General features: G+C 50.6%; 24 protein-coding genes. 5 read left to right on the forward strand and 19 right to left on the reverse strand.

The genetic code is table 11. The features are described 5' to 3' along the window. Window positions 1-67 precede the first annotated feature (67 nt). The gene (locus L6442_RS28975; protein ID WP_194235546.1) at window positions 68-379 is read left to right on the forward strand and encodes a dehydrogenase; all 312 of its coding nucleotides are present in this window, start codon (window positions 68-70) and stop codon (window positions 377-379) included. A gap of 103 nt (window positions 380-482) precedes the next feature. Here L6442_RS28975 and L6442_RS28980 read toward each other — a convergent pair whose 3' ends face one another. From L6442_RS28980 to yyaC, 5 genes are all read right to left on the reverse strand, one after another. Then, window positions 483-2,717 (reverse strand): O-antigen ligase family protein, encoded by a 2,235-nt coding sequence (locus L6442_RS28980; RefSeq protein WP_212979001.1) that lies wholly within the window; start codon window positions 2,715-2,717, stop codon window positions 483-485. Further along, on the reverse strand, window positions 2,681-3,856 hold the full coding sequence (locus L6442_RS28985) for a class I SAM-dependent methyltransferase (protein ID WP_212979002.1): 1,176 nt from the start codon (window positions 3,854-3,856) through the stop codon (window positions 2,681-2,683). The genes L6442_RS28980 and L6442_RS28985 overlap by 37 nt, the downstream gene beginning before the upstream one ends. Window positions 3,857-3,896: 40 nt before the next feature. Then, on the reverse strand, window positions 3,897-4,550 hold the full coding sequence (locus L6442_RS28990) for a DUF6483 family protein (protein ID WP_212979003.1): 654 nt from the start codon (window positions 4,548-4,550) through the stop codon (window positions 3,897-3,899). 243 nt (window positions 4,551-4,793) lie between these two features. Beyond that, window positions 4,794-5,597: an alpha/beta fold hydrolase gene (locus L6442_RS28995; protein WP_212979110.1), complete on the reverse strand. Its 804-nt coding sequence runs from the start codon at window positions 5,595-5,597 to the stop codon at window positions 4,794-4,796. A gap of 99 nt (window positions 5,598-5,696) precedes the next feature. Next, window positions 5,697-6,278, reverse strand: a complete 582-nt coding sequence (gene yyaC, locus L6442_RS29000; RefSeq protein ID WP_212979004.1) for a spore protease YyaC — start codon at window positions 6,276-6,278, stop codon at window positions 5,697-5,699. A 462-nt stretch (window positions 6,279-6,740) separates the two neighbouring features. Here yyaC and L6442_RS29005 point away from each other — a divergent pair, with 462 nt between their 5' ends. After that, window positions 6,741-6,965: a DUF1128 domain-containing protein gene (locus tag L6442_RS29005; RefSeq protein ID WP_212979005.1), complete on the forward strand. Its 225-nt coding sequence runs from the start codon at window positions 6,741-6,743 to the stop codon at window positions 6,963-6,965. A gap of 95 nt (window positions 6,966-7,060) precedes the next feature. Here the strand turns inward: L6442_RS29005 and L6442_RS29010 are convergent, their stop codons facing one another. Then, window positions 7,061-7,789, reverse strand: coding sequence for a pirin family protein (locus L6442_RS29010; protein WP_212979006.1), 729 nt, complete (start codon window positions 7,787-7,789; stop codon window positions 7,061-7,063). Window positions 7,790-7,970: 181 nt separating this feature from the next. Beyond that, the gene (locus L6442_RS29015) at window positions 7,971-8,981 is read right to left on the reverse strand and encodes an asparaginase (RefSeq protein WP_212979007.1); all 1,011 of its coding nucleotides are present in this window, start codon (window positions 8,979-8,981) and stop codon (window positions 7,971-7,973) included. Between the two features lie 351 nt (window positions 8,982-9,332). On the opposite strand from L6442_RS29015, the gene L6442_RS29020 reads away from it, so the two are divergent. Continuing rightward, window positions 9,333-9,716 carry a YtxH domain-containing protein gene (locus L6442_RS29020; RefSeq protein WP_212979008.1) on the forward strand — a complete coding sequence of 128 codons (384 nt, stop codon included), beginning with the start codon at window positions 9,333-9,335 and terminating at the stop codon, window positions 9,714-9,716. Further along, window positions 9,697-10,017: a DUF5665 domain-containing protein gene (locus L6442_RS29025; RefSeq protein WP_194232478.1), complete on the forward strand. Its 321-nt coding sequence runs from the start codon at window positions 9,697-9,699 to the stop codon at window positions 10,015-10,017. The genes L6442_RS29020 and L6442_RS29025 overlap by 20 nt, the downstream gene beginning before the upstream one ends. Window positions 10,018-10,284: 267 nt before the next feature. On the opposite strand, the gene L6442_RS29030 is transcribed toward L6442_RS29025, so the two are convergent. The 12 genes from L6442_RS29030 to L6442_RS29085 form a co-directional block, all read right to left on the reverse strand. After that, window positions 10,285-11,052 (reverse strand): sigma-70 family RNA polymerase sigma factor, encoded by a 768-nt coding sequence (locus L6442_RS29030; RefSeq protein ID WP_212979009.1) that lies wholly within the window; start codon window positions 11,050-11,052, stop codon window positions 10,285-10,287. After that, on the reverse strand, window positions 11,049-11,498 hold the full coding sequence (gene rsbW, locus L6442_RS29035) for an anti-sigma B factor RsbW (RefSeq protein ID WP_212979010.1): 450 nt from the start codon (window positions 11,496-11,498) through the stop codon (window positions 11,049-11,051). Before rsbW ends, L6442_RS29030 begins: the two co-directional genes overlap by 4 nt. Window positions 11,499-11,516: 18 nt before the next feature. After that, the gene (locus L6442_RS29040; RefSeq protein WP_194232481.1) at window positions 11,517-11,855 is read right to left on the reverse strand and encodes an STAS domain-containing protein; all 339 of its coding nucleotides are present in this window, start codon (window positions 11,853-11,855) and stop codon (window positions 11,517-11,519) included. Between the two features lie 165 nt (window positions 11,856-12,020). Beyond that, window positions 12,021-13,685 (reverse strand): response regulator, encoded by a 1,665-nt coding sequence (locus L6442_RS29045; RefSeq protein ID WP_212979011.1) that lies wholly within the window; start codon window positions 13,683-13,685, stop codon window positions 12,021-12,023. Window positions 13,686-13,703: 18 nt separating this feature from the next. After that, window positions 13,704-14,573 (reverse strand): CheR family methyltransferase, encoded by an 870-nt coding sequence (locus L6442_RS29050; protein WP_212979012.1) that lies wholly within the window; start codon window positions 14,571-14,573, stop codon window positions 13,704-13,706. Between the two features lie 109 nt (window positions 14,574-14,682). After that, the gene (locus tag L6442_RS29055; RefSeq protein WP_212979013.1) at window positions 14,683-18,345 is read right to left on the reverse strand and encodes a response regulator; all 3,663 of its coding nucleotides are present in this window, start codon (window positions 18,343-18,345) and stop codon (window positions 14,683-14,685) included. Next, window positions 18,342-19,514, reverse strand: coding sequence for a SpoIIE family protein phosphatase (locus L6442_RS29060; protein ID WP_212979014.1), 1,173 nt, complete (start codon window positions 19,512-19,514; stop codon window positions 18,342-18,344). Before L6442_RS29060 ends, L6442_RS29055 begins: the two co-directional genes overlap by 4 nt. A gap of 238 nt (window positions 19,515-19,752) precedes the next feature. Next, the gene (locus L6442_RS29065; protein ID WP_212979015.1) at window positions 19,753-20,097 is read right to left on the reverse strand and encodes a YflT domain-containing protein; all 345 of its coding nucleotides are present in this window, start codon (window positions 20,095-20,097) and stop codon (window positions 19,753-19,755) included. A 99-nt stretch (window positions 20,098-20,196) separates the two neighbouring features. Beyond that, window positions 20,197-20,736, reverse strand: a complete 540-nt coding sequence (locus L6442_RS29070; RefSeq protein WP_212979016.1) for a hypothetical protein — start codon at window positions 20,734-20,736, stop codon at window positions 20,197-20,199. A 48-nt stretch (window positions 20,737-20,784) separates the two neighbouring features. Continuing rightward, complete coding sequence (locus tag L6442_RS29075; protein ID WP_212979017.1) at window positions 20,785-21,285, reverse strand: DUF948 domain-containing protein; 501 nt, start codon at window positions 21,283-21,285, stop codon at window positions 20,785-20,787. A 213-nt stretch (window positions 21,286-21,498) separates the two neighbouring features. Then, entirely contained in the window at window positions 21,499-22,071 is a 573-nt protein-coding gene (locus L6442_RS29080; RefSeq protein ID WP_212979018.1) for a hypothetical protein, read from the reverse strand. Window positions 22,072-22,332: 261 nt separating this feature from the next. Next, window positions 22,333-22,992, reverse strand: a complete 660-nt coding sequence (locus L6442_RS29085; RefSeq protein WP_212979019.1) for an SGNH/GDSL hydrolase family protein — start codon at window positions 22,990-22,992, stop codon at window positions 22,333-22,335. Window positions 22,993-23,184: 192 nt separating this feature from the next. Between L6442_RS29085 and L6442_RS29090 the strand changes: the two genes are divergently transcribed. Then, on the forward strand, window positions 23,185-23,571 hold the full coding sequence (locus L6442_RS29090) for a hypothetical protein (RefSeq protein WP_212979020.1): 387 nt from the start codon (window positions 23,185-23,187) through the stop codon (window positions 23,569-23,571). Window positions 23,572-23,761: the final 190 nt, after the last annotated feature.

A 23,761-nucleotide genomic window follows, 5' to 3' on the forward strand; every position in this document is an offset into this window, starting at 1 on the left:
TGCCCGGGAAGAGGGTGTCTTCAACCGCGTTTGGAGCATATGGTGTGGAATAAAGGAGGTAGTTCAAATGCCGCCGATTTCAAACAGAAAAGATGCTCCGCTCCCTACGGCCCGAGGCATTCGCAGGGCTTGCAGCAAGGAGCTGTACCGCACGGTCAAGCGGCTGAAGGTATACGTTCCGGAAGATGCACTCCGCGATGGCGAAGCGCTCTATTACCGCAAGGTTATCAGCAATCTAATCTGGATTCACGAGAACCGCAGCAACCGGAAGCTTCTCTGCAACTGGTGGGACGAAAACGTTCGCGACGAGCTCGCCGAGTTATGGAACGTGGATGCGGAACATCTCAGCAATGCTTTTCGCGATGCTTTTGGCGGATAACATGCGCAGTTTTTCAAGAGATTTATAACCATCTAGAACGGTTTCCCGCGTAAACGTCAACCGCCTTTGCATATTGATGACGGCAATTCGTTGACTCGTCGTATTATCGCGTTTCGGATATCGTCCGCTCCAGTCGAGTCAGCTGTCTGCCCCACTCCATCGCCTCGCGGGTCAACCGGAAATCGCGGTCATTGCGCAGACTGGCCCCGTAATGATCTTTTGCCCGGTTCGCATAATCACGATAAAGCGCAAGCCCTGCCTGAACAATCCGGCGGGCTTCCTGTGCGTTGCCGGAGGACAGCTTCCTCTTCGCCAGTCTGAATAGCCCTTCCAGACTCCTCGTCTGCTCACCTGCGTTAAATTTGTCGCTGCTGAAGCCTACTTTCGCCCATTGTGCCGCTGCGGCGGTATCGCCCCGCCTGATCGCATTATCGGCAAGGGCAAAGATCAAACCGGAATGCCCGGGCGTGTAGGACAAACTCCGCTCCAGCACGGACCTCGCTTCTTCGGGCTGCAAGAACCGCGCAAGATCAAGCGCGGCCGCCGCATCGGCAGGGTTCCACCGGAGCGATGAACGCAGCAGGCTAATCGCTTTGGCTGGCGAAGATGCATAATAAGCCTCCTGATGAAGCCGGTACCCCGCCTCTCCCCGAATGGCCAGCATCACGCCCCCTGCAATGATACCGAGCCAAAGCAGCTGAAGCGGTACCCGGCCGGATGCAGGCAGCATTCCTTCCCGGCTAAGGCCCCAGAGCCTTTGCCGCACCAGTTCCGGATGAGGTTCAAGACCCGCAGCAGCCGAATTCGCTTCAGCCGAAGATAACGGAGCCCGTTCGCATGACAACCCCCAGGCTACAAGCAAAAACATCAGCAGCCACACAAGCCCGAAACTCCAATCGAGATCCGCCGCGCTGTGCAAAACAAAAACCAAGAATACCGGCAGCAGGCAGCGGCGGCAGCGGTACAGCAGCCATCCCGCCGCTGCAAGCAGCACAAGCAAAATGCAGGTGCCGATGATGCCTGTATTCAGCAGCATATCCAAGTAGCCGCTGTGCACCTGGCTGCCTACATAAGGATTCGACTGGACGGCTCGATACGAAAGCCGCCATGTCTCCCCGCCCTGTCCGAACCAGGGCGCATGCTCAAACAAGCGCCATGCATCGCGGTACATGGCGCCGCGCGCGGAGACGGTGCCGAAGTTTCTGACGATGCGCTCCTGCGCCGTCAGAAACACCATGCCCGCACCGGCACCCGCGAGCAGGCCGCCTGCGCCCCAGGCCAGGCGGCGCCGCACTGCCGCCTCGCTGCGCGCAAGGCGGCAAAGCCCCAGGCCGGCAAGCATGCTGCCGGCCCACACCCCGGCCAGCGCAAGCAGGCCGGGGACGGGTTGTACCGCCAGCAGCGCTGCTGCCAGCTGGCGGTACAGCAAGGCCGCGCCGGCCAGAGGCGCGGCCGCAAGCAGGAGCGGCGCCAGCATGCGCCGCCGCTCCAGGGCGAGGCCAGCGGCCAAGGCCACGCCGGCCGCGAGCCAGGCGCCGCGCGACTCGCTGAGGAGGAGCGCGGCGGCGTACGGCAGCAGCGGGAACGCAGCCCGCAGCAGGCGCGCCTGTCCGGCTTCGGACTCTCGCCGGAACAAGGCGGACAGCGCAAACAGCCGCTCCAGCAGGAATGCGGCCATCAGCATGCCAAAGGTGTTCGGATACTCCAGGAGGCCGGCAAGCCGCGCTCCCGTCGCGCTGATGCCTGGATTGGCGGAATACGCAATCGCATATGGCAGCGGAATCACGCCATAGACCGCCAGCAGCGCCGAACCGCAGAGCACGGCTCCTGCCGCATGCCAAGCCGCCGCAAGCACCGCTCTCCCCCCCTGCCGCCGCGCGGCGGAAATGGCGGACACGGCAAAGAGACCGTAAAATCCCCATCTGAGCAGCTGGTTCATCGTCCCTTGTACGGACAACGGTCCCAGCAGCCAGTGAACGGCATATACGGCCATCAATATAATTGGGCAGGCAATCAGGACTAACTCGGGCCAAGGGCGTGCAGCTCCCGCAGTAGCATGCTTCTCACGTCCAAAGACGCGCAGCGCCAGGGCAAGGACTCCTGCAAACAAGATCAACGAACCGTATCCGATCCAGACCGGATACAGCCCCGCCGTAAAATACAAGCCGGATTTCAGACAAGCCACCAGCAGAACTGCAATCAGCGCTGCCTCTCCCACTCCCTGAACCCAACGTTTCACGCCTTTGCCTCCCATCACCTTGTTATACCCGCGCCCAGGTGCCGGATCAACGTTCGGGCAGCCTATTCCGGCTTCGCCGCAGGCAGCAAATCCGCACATACCTTCTCCAGGTACGGCTTAGCTTTCAGGAAGTCCCGGAATGCTGTGTATTCGCGCCAGAGCTGCTCCTTATTGCCGCTTTGGCCCTTGACCGCCCGGATCAGAATGTTTTTCGGGGTATGCTCCAGATCGATAAATTCGAGCAGTTGGGTTTTATAGCCGAGAATATCCAGCAGCTTGGCCCGAATCCCGTCCGTTGCCAGCGCCGAGAAACGCTCCTTCAATATACCGTGCGCGAGCAGCGGCTCCATCACCGGGCTGTCTACCTGCCCGAACAGCTCATGTTGGCAGCAAGGAACCGACAGAATCACCGAGGCATTCCAGCGAACGGCCTTTTCCAAGGCCGCGTCCGTCGCCGTATCGCAAGCGTGGAGCGTAACGACCATATCGACCTGTTCCAGTTCGTTATACTCCGCAATATCACCAACCAGAAAACGGAGATTGTTGTAATTCAGCCTATTGGCCAACTGGTTGCAATGCTCGATGACATCCGCTTTGAGATCCAGCCCCACTACGTTCAGCGTTCTGCGCTCCTGAATGGCCAAATAATGATATAACGCAAAAGTCAGATAAGATTTCCCGCAGCCGAAATCGACAATCGTCAGCGGCCGTCCCTCCGGAAGCGAAGGCAGCACATCCTCGACCATCTCAAGAAAGCGGTTGATCTGTTTGAACTTATCATATTTGCGTGCCAGCACTTTGCCTTCTTCATTCATGATGCCAAGCTCGACAAGGAACGAAATCGGCTGCCCCTCTTCCAGCACATATTGCTTTTTGCGGTTATGCGCCAAATCCATGCTTGTTTTGGTCGGGGATTTGGTCAGAATCGATACTTTATATTTTTTGCTGATCCAAATTTGATAGTCCGCAGTTGGCGTGGAGATCAAACCCTGGCGAAAGGTTTCCTCGAACAGCTTCATAATCGCTGCTTCGGCTTCTTCGGCGGGAATATTTTGATGCACCACCTTGTTTGGATGCACATAGGCGAATTGATAATGTATTTTTTTCTTCAGCTCCACGGGTTTGATCTGAACCTTCGTAAAAGCTACGCCTTCCCGTTTGCGGAGCTGGCTGAGCGTCGCCGTGATCAATGTTGTTTCTTCTGTAATGTCATGGATGAGTTTACGTAAAGATTCCAAGAGAGTACATCTCACTTTCACATAGTTTCCAGGGAGAGCATTAACCCTTCACCCTCCGCTGCAGGTCTTCCAGTCCCTCTTCTACTTCGGTGCGGGGAAGTCCACCCGCCGAAAGCTCGTTATCGGTATGCTGCAAAAGCCTCTGGTAAAAGGCAAGGCCTTCTTCTTCCGTCAGTTCATGCTGATCCAGAAGGCGGAAAAGCACATTCTCCGCTTCATCATACCGCCCCTGCGCCTCTTCGTACCCAAGCAGCAGCTTGTCCGTTTTGGCCGGCAGTCTGTAGCCTTTGATCTGATCCTTCAACATCGCGATGCGTTCCGGCAGTTTCAGCATCGTATGGTCCGCGCCATGAAGGTCGGCATAAAGATACAAATGCAGCGTCTTCATCAAGCGGGTTAATCCTTCATCCTTGCGGCCCATATCCAGGTAAACGCCGCCCTCTTCCTCCAGGAGCCTCGCCACGCTCTGCAGCTTGTCGGCTTCGACAGCGCCTCCTATACGGAACATCTCTATCATATCTTCGGTGGACAGGGAATTCAAAAGCTTCGAGTTCAGGCGGAAATTTTTACTCAGCAGATCATCGATTTCCCATAGAGCCTCGACATATTTCTTCTGCTGCTTGAGTCCAAATACTTTCCCGACCATTTCAACCATATCTTCAACCATCTTCATCAAATAGTCTTTCCTGAACATGACGCTTCTCAATCCTTTCCCGTGAAAAATGCCGCTAATGGTATTGGCCAAATCTTTTGTTCTAACTGATTGTAAGACATTCGGCAGGCCAAAGCCAGCGGTCCATGGTTCATACTTTGCGGGGACCCAAAAAAACATATAAATTCTATAGTCTTTAAAAAGCCGGAACCCCCGCGCGGGAGAGCTCCGGCTTTATTTCATCTCATGAAGTAGTAACGCAATGAATCTTATTGCTTCAGCAGATTAATGATCGCTTTGCGGGCGGTCCTGCTGCAGAAAGCCTGTAATCACCCCGACCAGTTCTTCCGGCTTTTCCATCATGCTCATATGCCCTGAGCCCTGGATGGTCGCTTTCGTAATGTTCGGACCGTCGGCGGTAAATACCTTTTCTGCAGGAGCAATTCGATCCTTTTCTCCGGCGACAAGCAGGATTGGGAGCCTTGAACCGGAGATCACTTCCCGACGGTCCGGGCGCTCGCGCATGGCCAAAGCTGCTCCTGCTGCGCCTTGAGGTGGGGTCGAATATCCGATTTCCTTTGCTTTTGCAATCAATTCCTGATGAGTTTCGGCATTCTCCGGCGCAAACAACCCCGGAACCAAGCCATCGATAAACGCGGTCATTCCTTCCGTTTGGATCGTGCTTACCGCCTTCAGCCGTTTTTCCTTGCCTGCTTCGTCATCGGGATATCCCGTAGAGTGGATCAATCCAAAGCCATTCAGGCGGGAAGCATAACGCTCGGCAAAGGAAAGAGTGATGTAGCCGCCCATGGAATGGCCTAACATGGTCACCTTCGGCAGCTTCAGCTCGTCCAAAAGCTTCAGGAGATCATCCGCCATTTGCTCGATGGAATAAGCGCCAAGCGGGGCATCCGACGAACCATGTCCGCGCAGATCCGGCACTATGCAGCGGCAGCTTTTGGATAACAGCGGTACGACACGCTCCCAATATTCCGAACTGCCGCAAAATCCGTGCAAAAGCACTACAGCATCTCCCTGACCCTGGTCAGAAAACACAAGCGTATATCCGTCGCAAATTACTTTTTCCATCATGGATTCCTTCTTTCTTTATTTCAATTTTGGAATCGATTCGATCCTGCTTATAACTCAAGATTTGGCGTTTGTCGATATCCCGAGTTATGTATATACTTAAGCCAACGGCCAGCCGTTGAAACGCTTCCCTTCGGTTTGGTTCCAAAGTCCGAACGCCTCTGCGGCAGCCGAGGCAATCTGCCCGGCCATCGTCATTACATGGTACAGCGAGGTCATTTGCAGCGTAGAGTACGGCCTGGGACCCGCCGCGTTCACGATGCCGGCAATGCTATAATGTCCTACGGCCGGCAGCGTATGCCCTACCGATTGCGCCGGAAAAAGCGGCTCATCCGAAACCAGATAGCTTCCGACGGAATTCGGCTGCCCCAGGCAGGCATCGATGGCAACAATGACCTGATCTCCAGGAATGCTCGCAATGCTCTCTTCGAGACTGGAAGCGTCGCATGGAGAAGACAGCGTGCCAATGACGCGGGGAAAACCATAGGCGGCCAGTTCGCTCCCTGTCAGCGGGCCAAGCGCGTCCCCTGTCGAGCGGTCCGTTCCAATGCATAAAAAAGTAATCTGATCCAAATGATGTTGGCTGTGAATCTCCGCCAAAAAATCGCGGAGTCCGGCAGCCTGAATTTTTTGGCGGCTTCCGCCCTTTCCCCGGATCAAATGAGGGTCTTGAAAAGACATGGCTTGCGGGCCCTCCTTGCTCGTAACAGCAGTTTTCTTTTGATTTTACTGCAAAACGGCCGGCAATAAAAATCATTTTCTGTGCCGGGCGAAAAAGTCATGCTACAATGGTTACAGTTTGCCTGCAAGTGCGAGTTCAAAAAGGCCGGTTTTCAGCACCGAGAAGGTTGGAAGAAGCTAGGGACGAAAGGAGCGGAGCGTACGTAGTGGGTACGTGAGCACCGGAAGGCCCGGCTGAATTCAAGATTCGATGCCGAGTTCACTTCCTGATTCACTTCGTGTTAGATATAGAATTTATTCGTTATCTAGATACGCTGATAAAATTCTATATCGCAAGAAAAACTGCCGCTAAAGGTGGTCTGTCTGCTGTGAAGGTACGTCAATAGACGTTTTTCTTATCAAAAGCGGACTTTTTGAACAACCTCTGAAAGAATAGAAAACCGGAAAGGATGAACCCTATTTATGGATTTGTCTCAAAAAAATGCTGAAAATATCGAATATATGATCGAACAGATTAAAACCAAGCTGCGGATGGCCAGCGGCGCGGCTATGAGCTCCTCCGCCTTTTCGGTTGATCAATACGATGAGATCCGCGATGTATACGATCTTGTGATGACCAAATCGAACCTGAGCATCTCGGAAGTAGAGGCTTTAGCATCCGAGCTTGGCCGTTTACGCAACAAATAATCCGTTATCCGTTAAGCCAAAAAGCCCCCTCATGTCCTGCCGTCAGCACGTATGCGAGCAAGGAGCATAAGGGGGCTTTGATTATGACAGCTTTCTCAGGGAATTTCCGCGAGTATAAATTCCGCCTCCCCTTCGCTGCTTGTTCCTTTGATATAAAGATTGCAGCTCTTGCGAATGCGGGCCGAATCTCCCGGTTCCAGCTGGAATACGCCGTCATCGCAGCCGACTTCAAGATGGCCGGAAATCAGGAATAGATATACTCTCTTGTTTTCGCTTTGGCCGAGCACAAGTTCCCGTCCCGTTTCCAGCACGGGAATATAAAGCGATATATCCGCATGAATCGGCAACCCTGCTGTATTGCCCTGACCGGCAGCTCCCGATGCGACAGGGATGCATTTGTTCAGCCGTTCCTCCCTCGAAAAGTTCCGTGAACGCCATGACGGTTCATGGCATGGCCTGGAGGGCAGAAACCACATCTGTATAAACCGGACAGGTTCTTCTGCGGACGGGTTCCTCTCTGAATGGCTGATTCCCGTGCCGGCGCTCATGACTTGAACCGTTCCGGCAGGAAGAAGGGTATTATTGCCAAGGTTATCTTGATGCTCAAGCGTGCCGGTTACCACATAGCTCACAATTTCCAAATCATGATGGGGATGTTCCTTAAAACCTTGCATCGGACTCAAGCAGTTGTCGTTATGTGCCAGTATACAACCGAAATGCGCGTTGCTCGGATCATCATAATCGGCAAACGAAAAGCTGAATTCACTGCGAATCCACTCTTTCTCCGAGGTATGACGCTCCGCCGAAGTTACCACTCTAATCATTTGCATCCGCCTCCATGAGAAATGATTACGGGACTTAAAGCTAACTCCAAGTCGGTTGGTATCCCGTTTAGGTTGGAATACGTAATGTTTACCCCAAAGCCATGATAGCTAAAACATCTTTGTGCGCCGAAACAAAGAAAAAGCCTCTCCCGAATGGAACGGGAAAAGCTTGTAACGACTTCTATGGCTGCGTGAATCGCAGCTGGAACACCGTGTCGGCGTATCCTACCTTTTTGCCTGCATCATTGTAAATATCATGCGTAAAGTCTTCCTTCATCTGCCTGATCAATGACAGGTTGGCGTAGCCCGTTTGCTCCAGAATGGCTTGAACAATCAAGCCCCATTCTTCCTCCGAGCCGTCCAATACTTTAAACGCGATCCCAAGACGTTCCTTTTTCAGGCCAAAACAGTATACTCCCTTAAAGCCGCCTTTTGCGATAATATTGGAATCCTGCAAAACAAGGGAGTCGAGCCGGCCGCTCCCTCCGACCATTTCGGGGTGGCGGTTCATCGCCTGCGTGATGATTGTCACGGCCTCTCTTGTGGCTTCATCAGCAATCAGATCCGGACAAGCCAGCTTCACATAAGCGGAAGCCATGGCCGACAGCGGCAATCCAAACACAGGAAAGCCGCAGCCATCCGTGCCCAATACGATCTGCTCCGCCTTGATCCCGCACATCATCGATACCGTTTCAATGATTTCTTTCTGCACCGGATGCTCCGGGTCCGCATAACCTTCTAATGGATAACCTTTCATTTTGCAGTATGCCAGCACGCCCAGATGTTTGCCCGAACAATTATGGTACAAACGCCGCTTACTGCCGTCATGACGCAAAACATCCTCTTTGCTCCGTTCATTCAGCGGGTAGCTCGGCGCGCAGATCAGCTCCGTTTCCGACAAGCCTGTCTTTTGCATGAAACTCTCCAGTACTTCCACATGCTCGGGTTCCGCAACATGGGAAGCCGTCATAATGGCGATTTCCTTCCCGCTCAGCCCGAAGCGGGACGCAATGCCGCCGCGGATTGCAGCAATCGCTTGAAGCGGCTTTGCCGCGGAGCGGGTGAAGGTTACGAAATCCGGGTCGCCCGCAGACGCGGTCACTTCACCCCGTTCATTCACAATGCTTATATGTCCATGATGCGCACATTCCATGATGTCCGCGCGGTATTCTTTGACCAGTACCGATTCCATCGACCATCTCTCCTTTAGCTTATCGCTTAACCATCATACAACTAATTCAAAGGAGTATAAAGACCGCCTTTGAGGATAAAAAGCGACAGCTTTATCGATAATATTCGCGTTATTCCATGAATTATTGACGAAATTGCAAATTCTGCTTTTTTAGCGCCCTACATCTTATAATCTATGTTTCAGCTATACTTCTTCGGTTTATATACGAAGTAAGCAGAAGAACCGCTAAACATTTCCAATCCCAAGCGAAGGGGGCCATCATGCCTATGATCGCCCGCTGATTGGAACCCGTTTCTGGTTTTTTGCAAACGATGATTATAAATATGAACATGAAACAAGGAGAGATTTGAAATGAATAAAGAAGAAATGGAAATGGAATGCCCAACGCAATCAGGTAGAACTTTCTTAAAAGGAGCACTGATTGGCGGGCTCATCGGAGCTGCTGCGGCATTATTGTTCGCGCCAAAACCTGGGCGTGAGCTTCGCGGCGACTTGTCCGAGAAACTCAATACCGTGACGGACAAATCCAAAGAGCTTGCATCCACAGTCGGTGAAAAAGCGGCTGATCTGGCCAAAACGGTCACTTCCAAAACCACGGAGCTGTCCAGATCGATCAAGGAAGGCAAAAACAGCATTGTAGAGGGTGTCAAACAGGTCTCCGCCGATGTATCGGATGATCTGAAGGAAGTCTCCAGCGAGATTCAAGAAGCAAACCATGAACAAAGCCCCGAATGATCCGGGCGAACACCCCTTTGAATTAAGGCATGAGGTCAAAAGGCTGAACGGACGGCTGGATCAAATTGCCGCAGCATTGGAAAAGGCTGAAATCAAGGACATCATCCAAAATTATTCCAGCCCGAAGAGAAGACTTTGGACGAATTTCACTTCAGGCATCGCGCGTGGACTCGGGCTCTCTTTGGGGACCTTCATCATTTTGGGATGCCTTGGCTATATTCTGAGCCTGTTTGTCAAAATGCCGGTTATCGGCGAATATATCGCCGATCTGCTGCATTATATCGAAGAGTTTAAACGTTAAGCTTCATCATTGATATCTAAAAGCCTGAAAGCTCTGCCGCTGCAGAGTTCTCCGGCTTTTTTCGTTTTCGGCCACTCTCCCTCCACTTGTCCAATGCATCAGCCGGCGCATCCCCGGGCAAACAAGAGGTGCTTAGCAAAACTCCGTGTGGTCCCTGGGCCTCTTTCCATTATAAAAGGACACGCGGCATAATCTCAGGGAGAAAATGGCGTGCCCTTTAAAGTTTCCCGGCATGAATACGAAACAAACTCCACAGCTTGTCCCTCATCAGGATGAATTGGACATGATTTCTTTTAATTTTTCGGTAGCCCTCTTCTGGATACGGGAGACGCTCATTTGCGAAACGCCAAGCTTTTGCGCAATGGAACGTTGGGACTCGCCGTCCTGAAAGGCAAGCAGCAGCACCCTCTGCTCTTGCTCCTTCAATTGATTTAAAGCTTGCTGCAAGTCCATTCTTTTCTCCACGGAATCGTAGTCATCGGCCTCGGAACTGATCAATTCCCCAAGCGTGGCTCCTGTCTCTTCCTGCGAAAGCGGGGAATCCAGCGAAACGTAATGATAACATTCGCGTCCGGCCAGCACTTCCACCGTTTCCTCGGCGGACAGGTCCAGATACGCGGCGATCTCTTCCACATTCGGCGAGCGTTCCAGCTTCACGGTTAATTCATCGATGGCCTGCTGAACAAGCGCCCCCTTCTCTTTGATCCGCCGCGGCACCTGAATGTACCAGGATTTGTCGCGAAGGAAGTTTTTCATGTGGCCGATCATGCTTTTCATGGCATAGGGTTCAAAAGGAACCCCTAAACTGATGTCATATTGCTGAAGCAAACGAACCAGCGCCATTTGGCCGACCTGATATAAGTCCTCATACAGATCCGGCCGGTTACGCGCAATTTTACCAGCAGCCATTTTGACCATAGGTTCATATTTTTGGATTAGAACGGTAGCGATATCATTGTCTTTGGTCTGCTGGTACTCCCAAATCAAACCGACAGCCTCGCTCATGGACTCAGGGGGAGTCACTTTATCGTTCATACTTTTTCCTCGCTTCTCATGAGGCGTTTGGTCATGATGACCCTGGTGCCCCGTCCGGTCTCGTTTTCGATGCTCACATCATCCATGAGCGCTTCCATCAGGTAGAAGCCAAGCCCGCCGACTTCAACATCGAGCAGTTCTTTATCGTGAAGCGTGGCACTTCTGTTTGAAGCAATACGCTCAAAACTCTCCCCTTCGTCCCGAACCGTAATAGACAATACGTCTCTGTTTACTTCAAACATCACTTCCACCACGCCGTCCCGTTGATTATAAGCATAAAGCACCGAGTTGTTGCACGCTTCCGACACGGCTACTTTCATATCCTCAATATCTTCATAGGAAAAACCCATTTTCGAGGCGATCCCGTATAAATTTAATCTGACTATATCGACATATTCCGCTTGGGCCGGTAGAGTGATTACAACTCTTTGAACATCAGCATTCATTCTTTTTTCGATCCTTTCCTATTGGGAATTCTCAATGGGAGTGAAAAATTTGGAGATGCCCGTCATATCAAACAGCTTCTGGATCTGCCCGGGAACCTCATCCACAGCGAAACGTGCTTTCATCCCGTGTCTGGCCTTCAGAATGGACAACAGAATACCAATCCCCGTACTGTCGATGTATTTCAAATCCCTCATGTTAATGATCAAATCTAATGCGGAATCCCCGACAAGCGGTTCCATGACAAGCCTGAATTTGGGCGCAACCGATAAGTCCAGCTCCCCGCTCAAATAAACGGTGCAGCTCCCTTCATTTCGCTCTGTCGTTGCATTGAATTTTTCTGTTTTATTGGTATTCATATGCATCCTCTCCCGAAAATTTTTTTGTATGTTAAACATATCTGTCCGAAATAGCCTTCAAAGATGAAGTTCTCTGATATCTTCAAATAACCCGAAATGCAGTGCTTGAATCACTGCTCTCTTGATCCTTCAAGGGAATGATCCCCTGAACATGTCTTGCCTTCCTCATATCCGGGTCTGCATCGATTCTCTGGGCAAAGGGGCCGGATAGCGGGTCAATATGTCTTTGACGCTGCCCATCTGCACGGGTTTGCTGATATAATCATCCATTCCCGCCTCCTTGCAGCGGCTTTGAATGCCTTCCATCACGTTGGCCGTTATCGCCACGATGACCGGTCTGCTGCTCAATTCCTCTTCCCGCTTCCGGATCAGACGCGTGGCTTCCAGCCCGTCCATTACCGGCATTTGCAAATCCATGAAAATAAAACGGTAGCCCGAAGCAGCCATGGCTTTTTCAACTGCCTGTTTTCCATCCTCGGCGACATCCGCCCTCAGGCCCAGCTTGTTCAGCATACTTACCATCAGCTTTTGATTCACCGGATGATCATCGACAACCAAGACCACTGGTTCTTCTTTTTCACCGCCGCTAACCCGCAGATGAAATTCGTCGTCTCCCCTTCTCCCGTTCCCATCGGGTTCGGGCTCTTTGGCGACAATATTAAAAATAAAGGTCGCTCCTTTTTCCTCCGAGGGCTCCACTCTAATCTCCCCGCCCATCATCTCGACAAGCGAACGGCAAATCGCTAGCCCGAGTCCGGTGCCGCCATATTTACGCGTCATCGAAGAGTCGAGCTGCGAAAAAGGTTTGAACAAGCGGTCGATTTTATCGACGGAAATGCCGATTCCCGTGTCTTGTACTGCAAATTCGATGTCAATGGCATCTTCCGTCCGTCCTTTCAGGGAAACCATTAAGTAAACGCCGCCCTCATGAGTGAATTTAATGGCATTGGCGATCAAGTTGATCAGCACCTGGCGCAATCTGGCCATATCCCCGAAGATGACCTTGGGAATATGATCTTCGATAAAATACATAAGCTCCAGGTTCTTCTTCCCCGCTTCGACGGAAAACAGGCTGAAGACTTCCTGAATGCAGTTTTCCAGGTCAAAAGGGTACTCTTCAAGCTCCAGCTTGCCGGATTCCATCTTCGTAAAATCGAGAATATCGTTAATGACCGTAACAAGCGCATCGGCGCTGCTGCGGATAATCTTGGCGTATTCCCTCTGCTCCTCCTTCAGATCGCTCTCCATCAGCAAATCAACCATGCCGATCACCCCATTCATCGGAGTCCGGATTTCATGGCTCATCATGGCCAGAAATTCCGTTTTGGCTTTAGCGGCGATTTCCGCCGCTTCCTTCGCCTTGATCAATTCCTGATTGATTCGCTCCAGCTCATACGTTTTTTGCTGCAAAAGCATCGACTGGGTTTTATGTCTTTTATTGGTCAGATACATTTCAACGAAACCGTCGATTTTGGATTTCAAAATTTGCGGAATAAAAGGCTTCACCATATAATCGATGGCGCCGGCCGAATACCCCGCAAACAGATGCTCTGCCTCCTTGCTGTTCGCCGAAATGAAGATAATCGGAATGTCTTTTGTTTTATCTCTCGCTTTGATGAGCCTTGCCGTCTCGATCCCGTCCATCCCGGGCATTTGCACATCAAGGACGATCACGGCAAATTCACCCTTCAAAAGGCACCGCAGCGCCTCTTCTCCGGATGTAGCCTTTACCAAATGATACTGCTCGCTCTCCAGCACGGCTTCCAGTGCAAGCAAATTTTCCGGACGGTCATCCACCAGCAAAATATGAATCGGTTCTTGAACCCCCATGAAATCCTCCCACCTGCTCTACTTGATCTTTCGGTACATTTTTTCTACCCGGTCCAGCGGTTCGTAGCAATCACTGTACTCCGTAAATTGAATGGACTCTTTGGAGCCGAGAACCAATATGCCAAAACGGCTTAAACTTTCATGAAACAAGCCATGAACATGGTCTCGAAGCGTATCATTGAAATAAATCATCACATTCCGGCAAAAAATCACGTTGAACTCGTTAAAGGAACCATCCGTGGCCAGGTTGTGTTCGGCGAAAATAATATTTTTTTGCAAAAACGGCTTGAAAATAACCGAGTTGTATTTCGCGGTATAATATTCCGAAAAAGATCCGGTTCCTCCCGCTTCAATATAATTTTTAGTATATTGTTTCATTTTTTCGATTCCGAATATTCCCTGCTTGGCGATCGCAAGCGAGCGGTCGTTCATGTCTGTCGCATAAATTCTCGATTTTTCGTACAAACCTTCCTCATGCAGCAGAATCGCCATGGAATATACCTCCTCGCCCGTTGAACACCCCGCATGCCAGATCCGGATGTAGGGATACGTGCGAAGCAGCGGTACGATGGTTTCCCGGAAAGTCTTAAATAATCCCGGGTCTCTGAACATCTCCGTTACAGGAATCGACAAGTTATGGACCATGCGTTCAAAGACCGGACGTTGATGAAGCACCTGTTCCTGCAGCGCCGAAATGCTCGGCAAATTTTCCGAATGGATAAAATGCCATATCCGCCTCCGCAGGGAAGGGAGCGCGTAATTACGGAAATCGTAGCCGTAAAGCCGGTGAATGCCTTCCAGCAAAAGCTCCAGTTCGATATCTTCCCGCTCCCTGTTTCCGTTCTCCATCAAGCTGTCTTCATATCCATCCGCCATGCCAAAATCCATTCCTGTCTCCTCCTGGTCGCTTTCCTGTTACTGGACAATGTGAAATAGAGGTTGTTCAAAAAGTCCGCTTTTGAACACGCACTTATTATCTATTACCCTAAATGAACGGCTACGAATACAGCCAGACACGCATTAACGAAAGAAGCTGCTCGGTTTGGATCGGTTTCTTGACGTAATCCGACGCCCCGGCCTCAATACACTTCGAACGGTCTTCCTTCATGGCTTTAGCCGTCAGCGCGATAATCGGCAGCTTATGGAACTGCGGCTCCTGACGGATCCGGCGCATGGCCTCATAACCGTCCATTTCCGGCATCATCATATCCATCAGCACCAGATCAAACCCTTTGCCGCCATGCAAAATCTCGAGGGCCTCACGGCCGTTTTCCGCAAAAGTGACTTCCATGCCATAACTTTCGAGAACGCTGGAAAGGGCAAATACATTGCGAATGTCGTCATCCACCAGCAAAATTCGTTTGCCTTCAAACAACGCTTCCTTATTGTGCAGCTTCTGCAAAATCTTGCGTTTATCTTCCGGAAGGTTCGCCTCTACCCGGTGCAGGAACAGCGTCGTTTCATCCAGCAGGCGCTCAGGTGATTTCACATCCTTGATGATGATGGACTCGGCATATTTGCGCAGCCGCCTTTCCTCTTTGCTGTCCAAATCCTTGCCCGTATAAATAATAATCGGCAAATCTTCCAAATCCTCGTCCCGCTGGATCTGATCAAGCAGCTCGAAGCCGGTCATATCGCTTAACATTAAATCGAGTACCATACTGTCGTACCGATGGTTCCGCAGTTCATTCAGCGCTTCTTTCCCCGTGGAAACGGCTGTTATGACCACATCGTCATGATCTATCAGTTCAATGATCGAATTGCGCTGGGTCTCGTCATCCTCGACAATCAGCAGATGCTTGACGGAATTGGCCGTATACGATTCGATATGTGAAAACGCCTTTTCGAGCGCTTCTTTGGAGGACGGCTTCTTCAGATAAGCGATCGCTCCCATCTTGAGCCCCTGCTTCACCTCATCGACAACAGACATAATGTGAACCGGTATATGGCGTGTAGCCGACTTGCTCTTCAGCTCGCCCAGAATGGACCAACCATCCATCACCGGCAGCTGGATATCGAGAATAATCGCGTCCGGAAGATAAGATTGCGCCATCTTCAGGCCGACATCCCCCTGCAGCGCTACCAGTCCCTTGAATCCACGCCCTCGGGCCATATCCAGCAAAATGCCGGCAAAATTAACATCGTCTTCGATAATGAGCAGAACCTTATCCTGTTCATTGATGAACTCCCGGTCATCCTCCATCGTGGAAATTCCCGGATCATCGGTTGAGACCATGCTCATGGCGGCATTCGTCCTGCCCGTCTCTTGCGGACGGAGCAGCTCCTCGACGGCTACCGCAGCTTCCGAACGGTCGCTCTCCGCTGCCTTGTCCGTGGTCGGCAAATACAATGTGAAGCGGCTGCCCCGGCCTTCTTCGGATTCCACTTCGATACCGCCCCCCAGCAGCCTCGAAAGTTCACGGCTGATGGACAAGCCAAGGCCGGTTCCGCCGTATTTGCGGCTTGTGGTGCCGTCAGCCTGCTGAAACGCTTCAAAGATGAGATCTTTCTTATCCTCGGGTATACCAATGCCGGTATCCTCCACGGCGATAGCAATATAAGATTTGTTGTGATCCAGATAGGAAGGCAAAGCTCCTGCTTCAATCCGGTTGACACTGAAGGTGATGGAACCGCGGCTTGTAAATTTGAAAGCGTTGGACATCAGGTTGCGGATGATTTGTTTAACCCGGTGTCCATCCGTTACCAAAGATTCCGGAAGATCATCCCCATAATCAAATTGAAGCAATATCTGCTTTTTAGTGCTCAGCGGCATGAAATTTTGATGAACGAAATTTTTCCATTCCTGCACCGATACCCGTTCCCGGTTGATTCCCATTTTGCCCGCATCAACCTTGGCCAGATCCAGTATTTCATCGATCATTTTCAGCAGATCGGAGCCGGATGCGTAAATCGTGCGTGCATATTCGGCCTGCTTGTCGTTCAGGTTGCCTTCCTTATTCTCGGCCAACAGCTGGGACAAGATCAACAGACTGTTCAGCGGCGTCCGCAGTTCATGCGACATATTGGCCATAAACTCCGATTTGTACTTGCTGGTGACGGCAAGCTGCATGGCCTGCTGCTCCAGCTTCAACTTGGCTTCTTCGACTTCGATGTTCTTCTCTTCAAGATGCTGCATCTGTTCTTCCAGCGCACGCGTCTTGGCAATCAGTTCCGTATTGAAATGCTCAAGCTCCTCCTGCTGCCGCTGCAGCAAATCCTCCGATTTTTTGAGCGCCTCGGCCTGCTCTTCGAGATTCTCGTTGGAACGTTTCAGCTCTTCCTGCTGCGTTTGAAGCTCCTCGGATTGACATTGCAGTTCTTCGGTAAGCGCCTGCGATTCCCGCAACAGTTCTTCAACGCGCATTCTGCCGTTGATATTGTTGATGACGATTCCCAAATTAGCCGCAAGCTGGAATAAGAGCTGTTTATGCAAATCCGGGAAAGGCTCAAATGCCGCCACCTCAATGACGCCCTGCAATTTTTCTTCAAAAAGAATCGGCTGAATCATCAGGTGACCGGGCTTGATTTGACCAAGTGCAGAAGAAACCGCCAAATAATTCTCCGGCACGTCCGTCATGATCGGCTTGCGATCCAATGCGCTTTGGCCGATCAATCCTTCCCCGAATTGGATTCTCGCTTTGGATGTTACTTCACCTTCTCCGGCATATGTGCCGTTCAGAACCAGGAAATTCGGCTCTTTATCTTCATCATAGATGTATATCGCCCCATACGTTGCTCCCAGGATCGGCGTAAATTCACTGATAAAGGCCTGGGACACCTGCTGCCTGGAGTTCATTCCCCTCATCAGCTCGGTTATCCGGCTCACATTGGCATTCAGCCAGTTCAGATCCTTTTGCGCTTGCAGATAGCTGAGTTCCATTTCTTGCTTTTCGATCAGATTCCCCGCCATCTCCTTGAATACTTGCGCCACTTGGCCAATCTCATCCTTGGAATCCACTTTAATCCGGCGGATCGCCTTGAAACGTCCCTGGCCGAAGCTGTTGACCATCAAGGACACCGCGGTGAGTCCCTTGGCAATGGTCGGAATCACCCATATAATCACCGCAAACCCAAGGGCAAGGCCGCAGATCATAATCAGGGTGGTGATGCGGATCGACTGTTTATAGCTTTCCTTGGACTTCGCAATTTCGCTATCAATCTGCGTATCTTGAAAGGCGGACAATTGATTGACGCTGTCGAGGGCTTCAAGCTGCAAAGTTAAACCGCTCGTATTGCGGTAATTGTTGGCCTCATCCCACAGTCCCTGGGATACAAGCGATAATTGCTTTTCCTCATATAATTTGAATCCTGTCCAAGCGCTCTGAACCCGGGCCAGGATCTGTTTTTCTTCCGCCGTATTGCTGCTTGCCAGGAGATGATTCAGATTTTGTTCCCCATTTGCGGTCATATCCTTTATCTGATGTTTGGCTTCCTCCAGCGAATCTCCCTGATTCAGCAACAGATTGACCAGCACCCGCGAAGTATTATTCACTTGGGCCTTCACTTCGCTGGAGTATCTTACTTTCAGATATCTTTCCTTGTATATTTGATCGAGCTGCTTGTCCATGTCTTTTAAACTATTGTATCCAACCGCCGTAAGTACGATTAGAATCGCCATCAAAACGCCGAACCCGGCAAGCAGCTTGGTTTTTAATTTCATTCGGGCGTTTCCCCCTCTTTAAGCGAAATCCATACGAGGCATTTGTCGTCTTCCCGCTCCCTGGCCCCTTTTTCTTCAAAAAAGTCCTTGAACATCCTGGCTTCGTCCCAATGATGGGGATGCTTCAAACAGTTGATCAAATAGTTCACCTGCTCCTCTTGTTCACCCTCCACCACTTCAAGCAGCCCGTCCGTATATAACGCGATATGCCCTTCTCCTTCGTAATGAAGCGTTTGGGGCTCAATATCCATTTTGTCGAAGAGCCCTACCGGGCAGCTCACCTTATCCAGCATCTCCACCTCCCGGCCATTTTGAAAAAACAGCGCCGGCGGATGCCCCGCATTGACGTAATCAATCCGCTTCATCACCGTATCCACCACCAAATAAATCGCCGTAAAATAGTACTGGACAAGCTGATTCTCAATATGCAGCTGATTAAAGCGGCGGTTCAGCTCCTGAATCACTTTTTCTGGTTCGACATAGGTAGTTACCGTATCCTTCAACACCGATGCGATAAACATCGTAAACAAGGATGAAGATATCCCATGTCCCATCATATCCAGCAGCAGAACGCCATAACGGCCTCCCCCAAGCGAATACCAGGCATACAAGTCGCCTGCAAGCTCGGCGGAAGGCTGATAGATGGCATGAACCTCAAAAGCATCGTCTTCAATTGGTGGACTGAGTACTGCATTTTGCACCAGCGCGGCCAGCTTCAGTTCATCCTGGATGCGCTGATCGCGTTCCTTGTGCCAGTCATTTTCCCGCTTCAGCCGCAGTGCCAGCCGGATTCTGGCCATCAGCTCCACTCTGTTGATCGGTTTGGTGACATAGTCGACCGCTCCGGCATCCAGTGCTTCCGCCAGCTTTTTGGAATCTCCCACCGCTGTCACCATAATGATCGGTATATCCCGCAGATGCTCATAACGCTGAATCACGCGGCAGGCCTCGATACCGTCCATTTCGGGCATCATCATGTCCAGCAGAATCAAATCCACGTTAACCTGGCCACCTGTTTTGGGCTCATCATCGCTGCCCCGAATTCCCAGAACTTCAAACATCCCCTCGGCGGATGGTGCGGAATCGATATCCCTATAATTCTCTTTTTTCAGGATTTCCCGGATGATTACGATATTGGTCGGATTATCGTCAACAATTAATATACTCATAACACTCTCCCAGCGACGTAGACGTATATAAATGGGGATTAGTTGTAATCCCTGAACCTAGCCAATATTTACTTCCTATATACTAGCATATCTATGCGCAAAAAATGCCAGAGAGCATGAGTATCCCGTATGCTCCCAATCGCTTTCTATCCAAAACATAGATAAGGAATGGGATTCAACCATCCCATTCCTTATCTATATTCTTGATTCATATCGGGCGGACTAGCTTGATCGCAGACTACTCTTTTCCAGCTATGACAAGCACTTTGCCAAGATCGAGCTCTCTCTCGTAAAACTGGGCTTCAGCTTCCGTAAACCCTAGAGAAGTGATTTTGGTCCGAAGCTGGTCACCCCGGGAACGAAATACATTGGCAAGAGCATCAAACATGCCTTCTTCTTTGATGCCTATCTCGTTTGCGCTTGCCGTGTCGGCAATCCGGTCCGTCCGGTCGCCGTCATGGGCCAGTACATAGATATCATCACGCAGATATCCGCTGTTCCGGAGACGGTTCACTTCCTCAACGGCTTGAATTCCGTTGTTTACGACCTTTGCATAAGATTTTGCATGGTTAGTTGAATTCATGATTTTCACTCTCCCTTAGCCATTTGTAATCCCGCTCATGTACTTCTTAACCTCGGGCTTGAGAGATGAAACGCTGTTCCTTGAATTGCTTTCTTTGTTTCATTCCGTCCTGCTGTCGAAAAAATCCGCGCCTTGTACTGCACCCGTATTCGGATCCCTATATAATTTGACCGCATGAAATCCCCTGATAAACACGCTTCCGTCCTCAGACACAAACTGCGGTTTCCCCAGCATATTTTCAACGTCGCTTGGTTTTAGCGAAACCCAGTTCCCGTTGATCCGCATTTTTTCTGCGCTCACGGGAATATGAACGTAGTCCACCATTCCGTCGCATATGCCAGCCACAGCGTCTTTATAGTGATATTCATTGCAGCCGGTCCAACGGTCATGGGTGACCCGCAGCGGTTTTCCTTTTTTTACAAGCACATCCCGCGAGGTATCGCTTAATGAAATCCCGTTCATCGTGTCAAAATGTTGCAAAGGCGGCTTCATCTTGACGGCTTGATCCTTGGCTGGACCTGCCACAGCCGCATGATGGGCCGCCGTTTCTGATGTTGCAAGACCGGCAGCAGGCGAAGCGGCAGGCATCAAGGACAATGGAGAAAGCACACTTACCAGCAAAGCAATTATTTTCAGCATCTTTCCCCCCCTTTCTGCAACTTTCACTTTAGCCTTCGACCGAAAGTTTTAACTGCGGACCTTCTGCCATACGGTAGCTGCAATATCCGCCCATTTCATCCAGCCTGGGTCTGATTTTTTTGAGGCAGCTTCGCCCCCGGCCGTATAAGACGACTGCGGACGCTCTTCCGGTGCCGGGGATGCAGGCCGAGCGGCAGATGGACGAACACCCCTTCTGGCTTTGGTCTGCCTAAAACCCTGAACCATGGCTGCAGAGGCTTGTTTCGCAGCGAGCGTAATTTCGCTGAGCGCCTCGCCCACATGATTGACCGAATCCATTACCGGATCAATCAGCTTCATTTTGTGCTGGACATCTGCGGTCACTTCGCTGGCCTGCCTGACAACCTGCTTGACCTCATAGCCGAGCTCATCGACGGTCTGCTGGATCTCCTGCAGCGTTTTAGCCGCTTGCTCAAGCGAATCTTTTGCAGCTACGAGCGTTTTGACCAAATAGATGACCAAAACGACAAAAGCAGCGGCAATAACGGCAACACTAACTCCAACGAGCATTAAAATACCCCTCTTCTGATATGGCTTGAACAACGTCTCCCCCGATCAAACCATACCTCTCTATTTTTTGTTGTAATACCCCTTAGTTACCCGATCCATCGAAACCCGAAACAAGATAGCCAAGATAACGCCTACTTCCATGAAACGTGGAAAAACCAAGCGCTTTAATGCGCGCCTGGTTTTATGGTTTCGGTCGATCCTTAGTGGATCGGACTATTTCAACAGCAGCGACGGCAGCGACATCCAGTCGACCTTGAAGGTCAATTTGACGCCTTCCTGCAAAAACTGGATTTGATCCACGGTCAGCATCTCCGGCAAATGATCCTTGAGGTGCACTTCAATGCTGCCAAGACCAAGCTGCGCTGAAGGTATCCGCAAGGATTTAATTCGCGTCGATTCATGATGCAGCTCGAGCACGCTGCCGCTTGCTTCCATAAAGAATGTCAGTTCCGCGCCAAAAGGAATCATCCCGTTCCATTTTCCGTTAATATCTGTCGTTACCTCTTGTCCGCTAAAATGGAATTCCGCGCCGGTGACGGTAATCTGCTGCGGAATATCCCCCAGATGCTTCAGCAGCTCCTTTTTGGCCAGTTCATTTAATTCGCTGCCGCTGAGCGTGATTTCCGGCTTTTGCGTCTTCAGCATTTCGACGGCCTTGGCTTTGACATCGATATCCTGATACCTCAGATCCAGCTTCTTATCAGGAGCAATATACCAAATTCCGACTCCGCATACAATGACGGCAAGCACAATCAATGTGAGCACAATCCGAAACAGTATTTTCATATTCCGCCTCCTTTCCATCCCGGGCAATCTCTATCGCCCGTATATTCTCCTATTATACTGAAATCCTTTATGAATCACGAATCGCCGTAAGAAAAACGTCTATCGACGTATTTTCATAGAAGACAGACCGCGCTTAGAGATAGTTTTTCTTGCGATTATAGAATTGTTCAGCGTAGCAAGAAAATTTATAAATTCTATAATCTTCAAAAAAAACGGCCCTCTCCGCCCGGAAAGGAGCCGTTTCTTATCCGATGAACCGTTTTATACTAAACCGCTTTTTTCGACGACTTCCAGCCAGCGTCTGGCAATCACTTCATGCCCGGCTCCCGACGGATGCACTCCGTCATACAGCCAATAGGTAGGTTCGGCTCTTTTTGCGGCCTCATCCAATGCATCCTGCAGAGGCACAAAAACCGTACCGAACTCTTCCGCGAGCCGGCGCACAATACCTTGATATTTGCCGACCAGCTTCTGCCACTCATCCCATTTCCCTTCCGTCGCAGATCCTTGAAGTATAAACGGTTCGCATAGGATTAAACGGGTGTTTGGCAAAACTTCCTTCGTCTCTTCAAGCAAATGTCTGTAAGCTCTTTCAAAACGGTCCGTTACGCCGCTTGGCTCTTCCGACATCGTTCGCCACGCGTCATTCACTCCGATCAGGATGCTGATTGCATCCGGCTGCAAGCTGAATGCATCCTCATTCCAGCGGGCATACAAATCGGAGACCCGGTTGCCGCTGATCCCCCGGTTAATGAATTGCGGATTTTTTTCCGCATAATCAGTCGCCAGCTTGGCCGCAATCAAAAATACATAGCTTTGGCCGATAAAATGATTTTGAAGAAATCCTCTATCCCGGTTTGCATCTGTGATCGAATCCCCTTGGAACAAAATTACTGCGTTTTCTTTCGAAATCACGTCCATCACTCCAAGCTCCTGGTTGATTTTTGAAGCATTTTACTATAGATTATACTGAATATCCGTATTATTTGGTAGATTATAGAATGATATCAATTTCAGCAAACCGCTGAATGTATTATGGTTCAATTTACCAAACTCGGGTTATTCCTACTATATGAGCACCAGCATTATTCATGTCAAGGAGGAGAAATACTCATGAAAAAAATCATGGCTTTTGCAGTTGCTGTCGGATTGATGGCTTCCATGGGAACGGCTGCTTTCGCGGATGCAGATAACAAGGGGGCCGATCAAGCGCAAACTTCGGCGCCGGTTACAGGCACTTCCACAACAGTCGTGGAACCTACAGAGAAATATAGCCCGCCAAGCTCGCAGCCAAGCAGCACTGGAGGCACGTTGACGCTGGAGATTACGGAAGCGACTCCTTTCTATTTCCAGCCAGAAGGCAAACTCGCAAATACACTGGCGCCGCAAACCGTGTTCAGTACGGGCAAACGCGTGGCCGATACGAAAGGCAATGGCGAATGGCTTGAAATTTATACTTGGCTCGGCAATGCCTGGATGCATATCCCTACAGCCAAATAATCTTCGGCTACATAGCAGCTGAACCATACTAAAATAACCCCGCAAAGTGTATCGGAAAGAAGTAAGGGCGCCTCTCAAAGAGGGGCGCTTTTGCGGAGCAAAAGTACTGAGTGAAGCCTCTGCTTCGATACTTATTCCAAATACTTTGCGGGACTCCAAAAAACTAATCTACAAAAAAAGGACCGGCATT

The sequence above is a fragment of the Paenibacillus azoreducens genome (assembly GCF_021654775.1).
Lineage (GTDB): Bacteria > Bacillota > Bacilli > Paenibacillales > Paenibacillaceae > Paenibacillus_AQ > Paenibacillus_AQ azoreducens.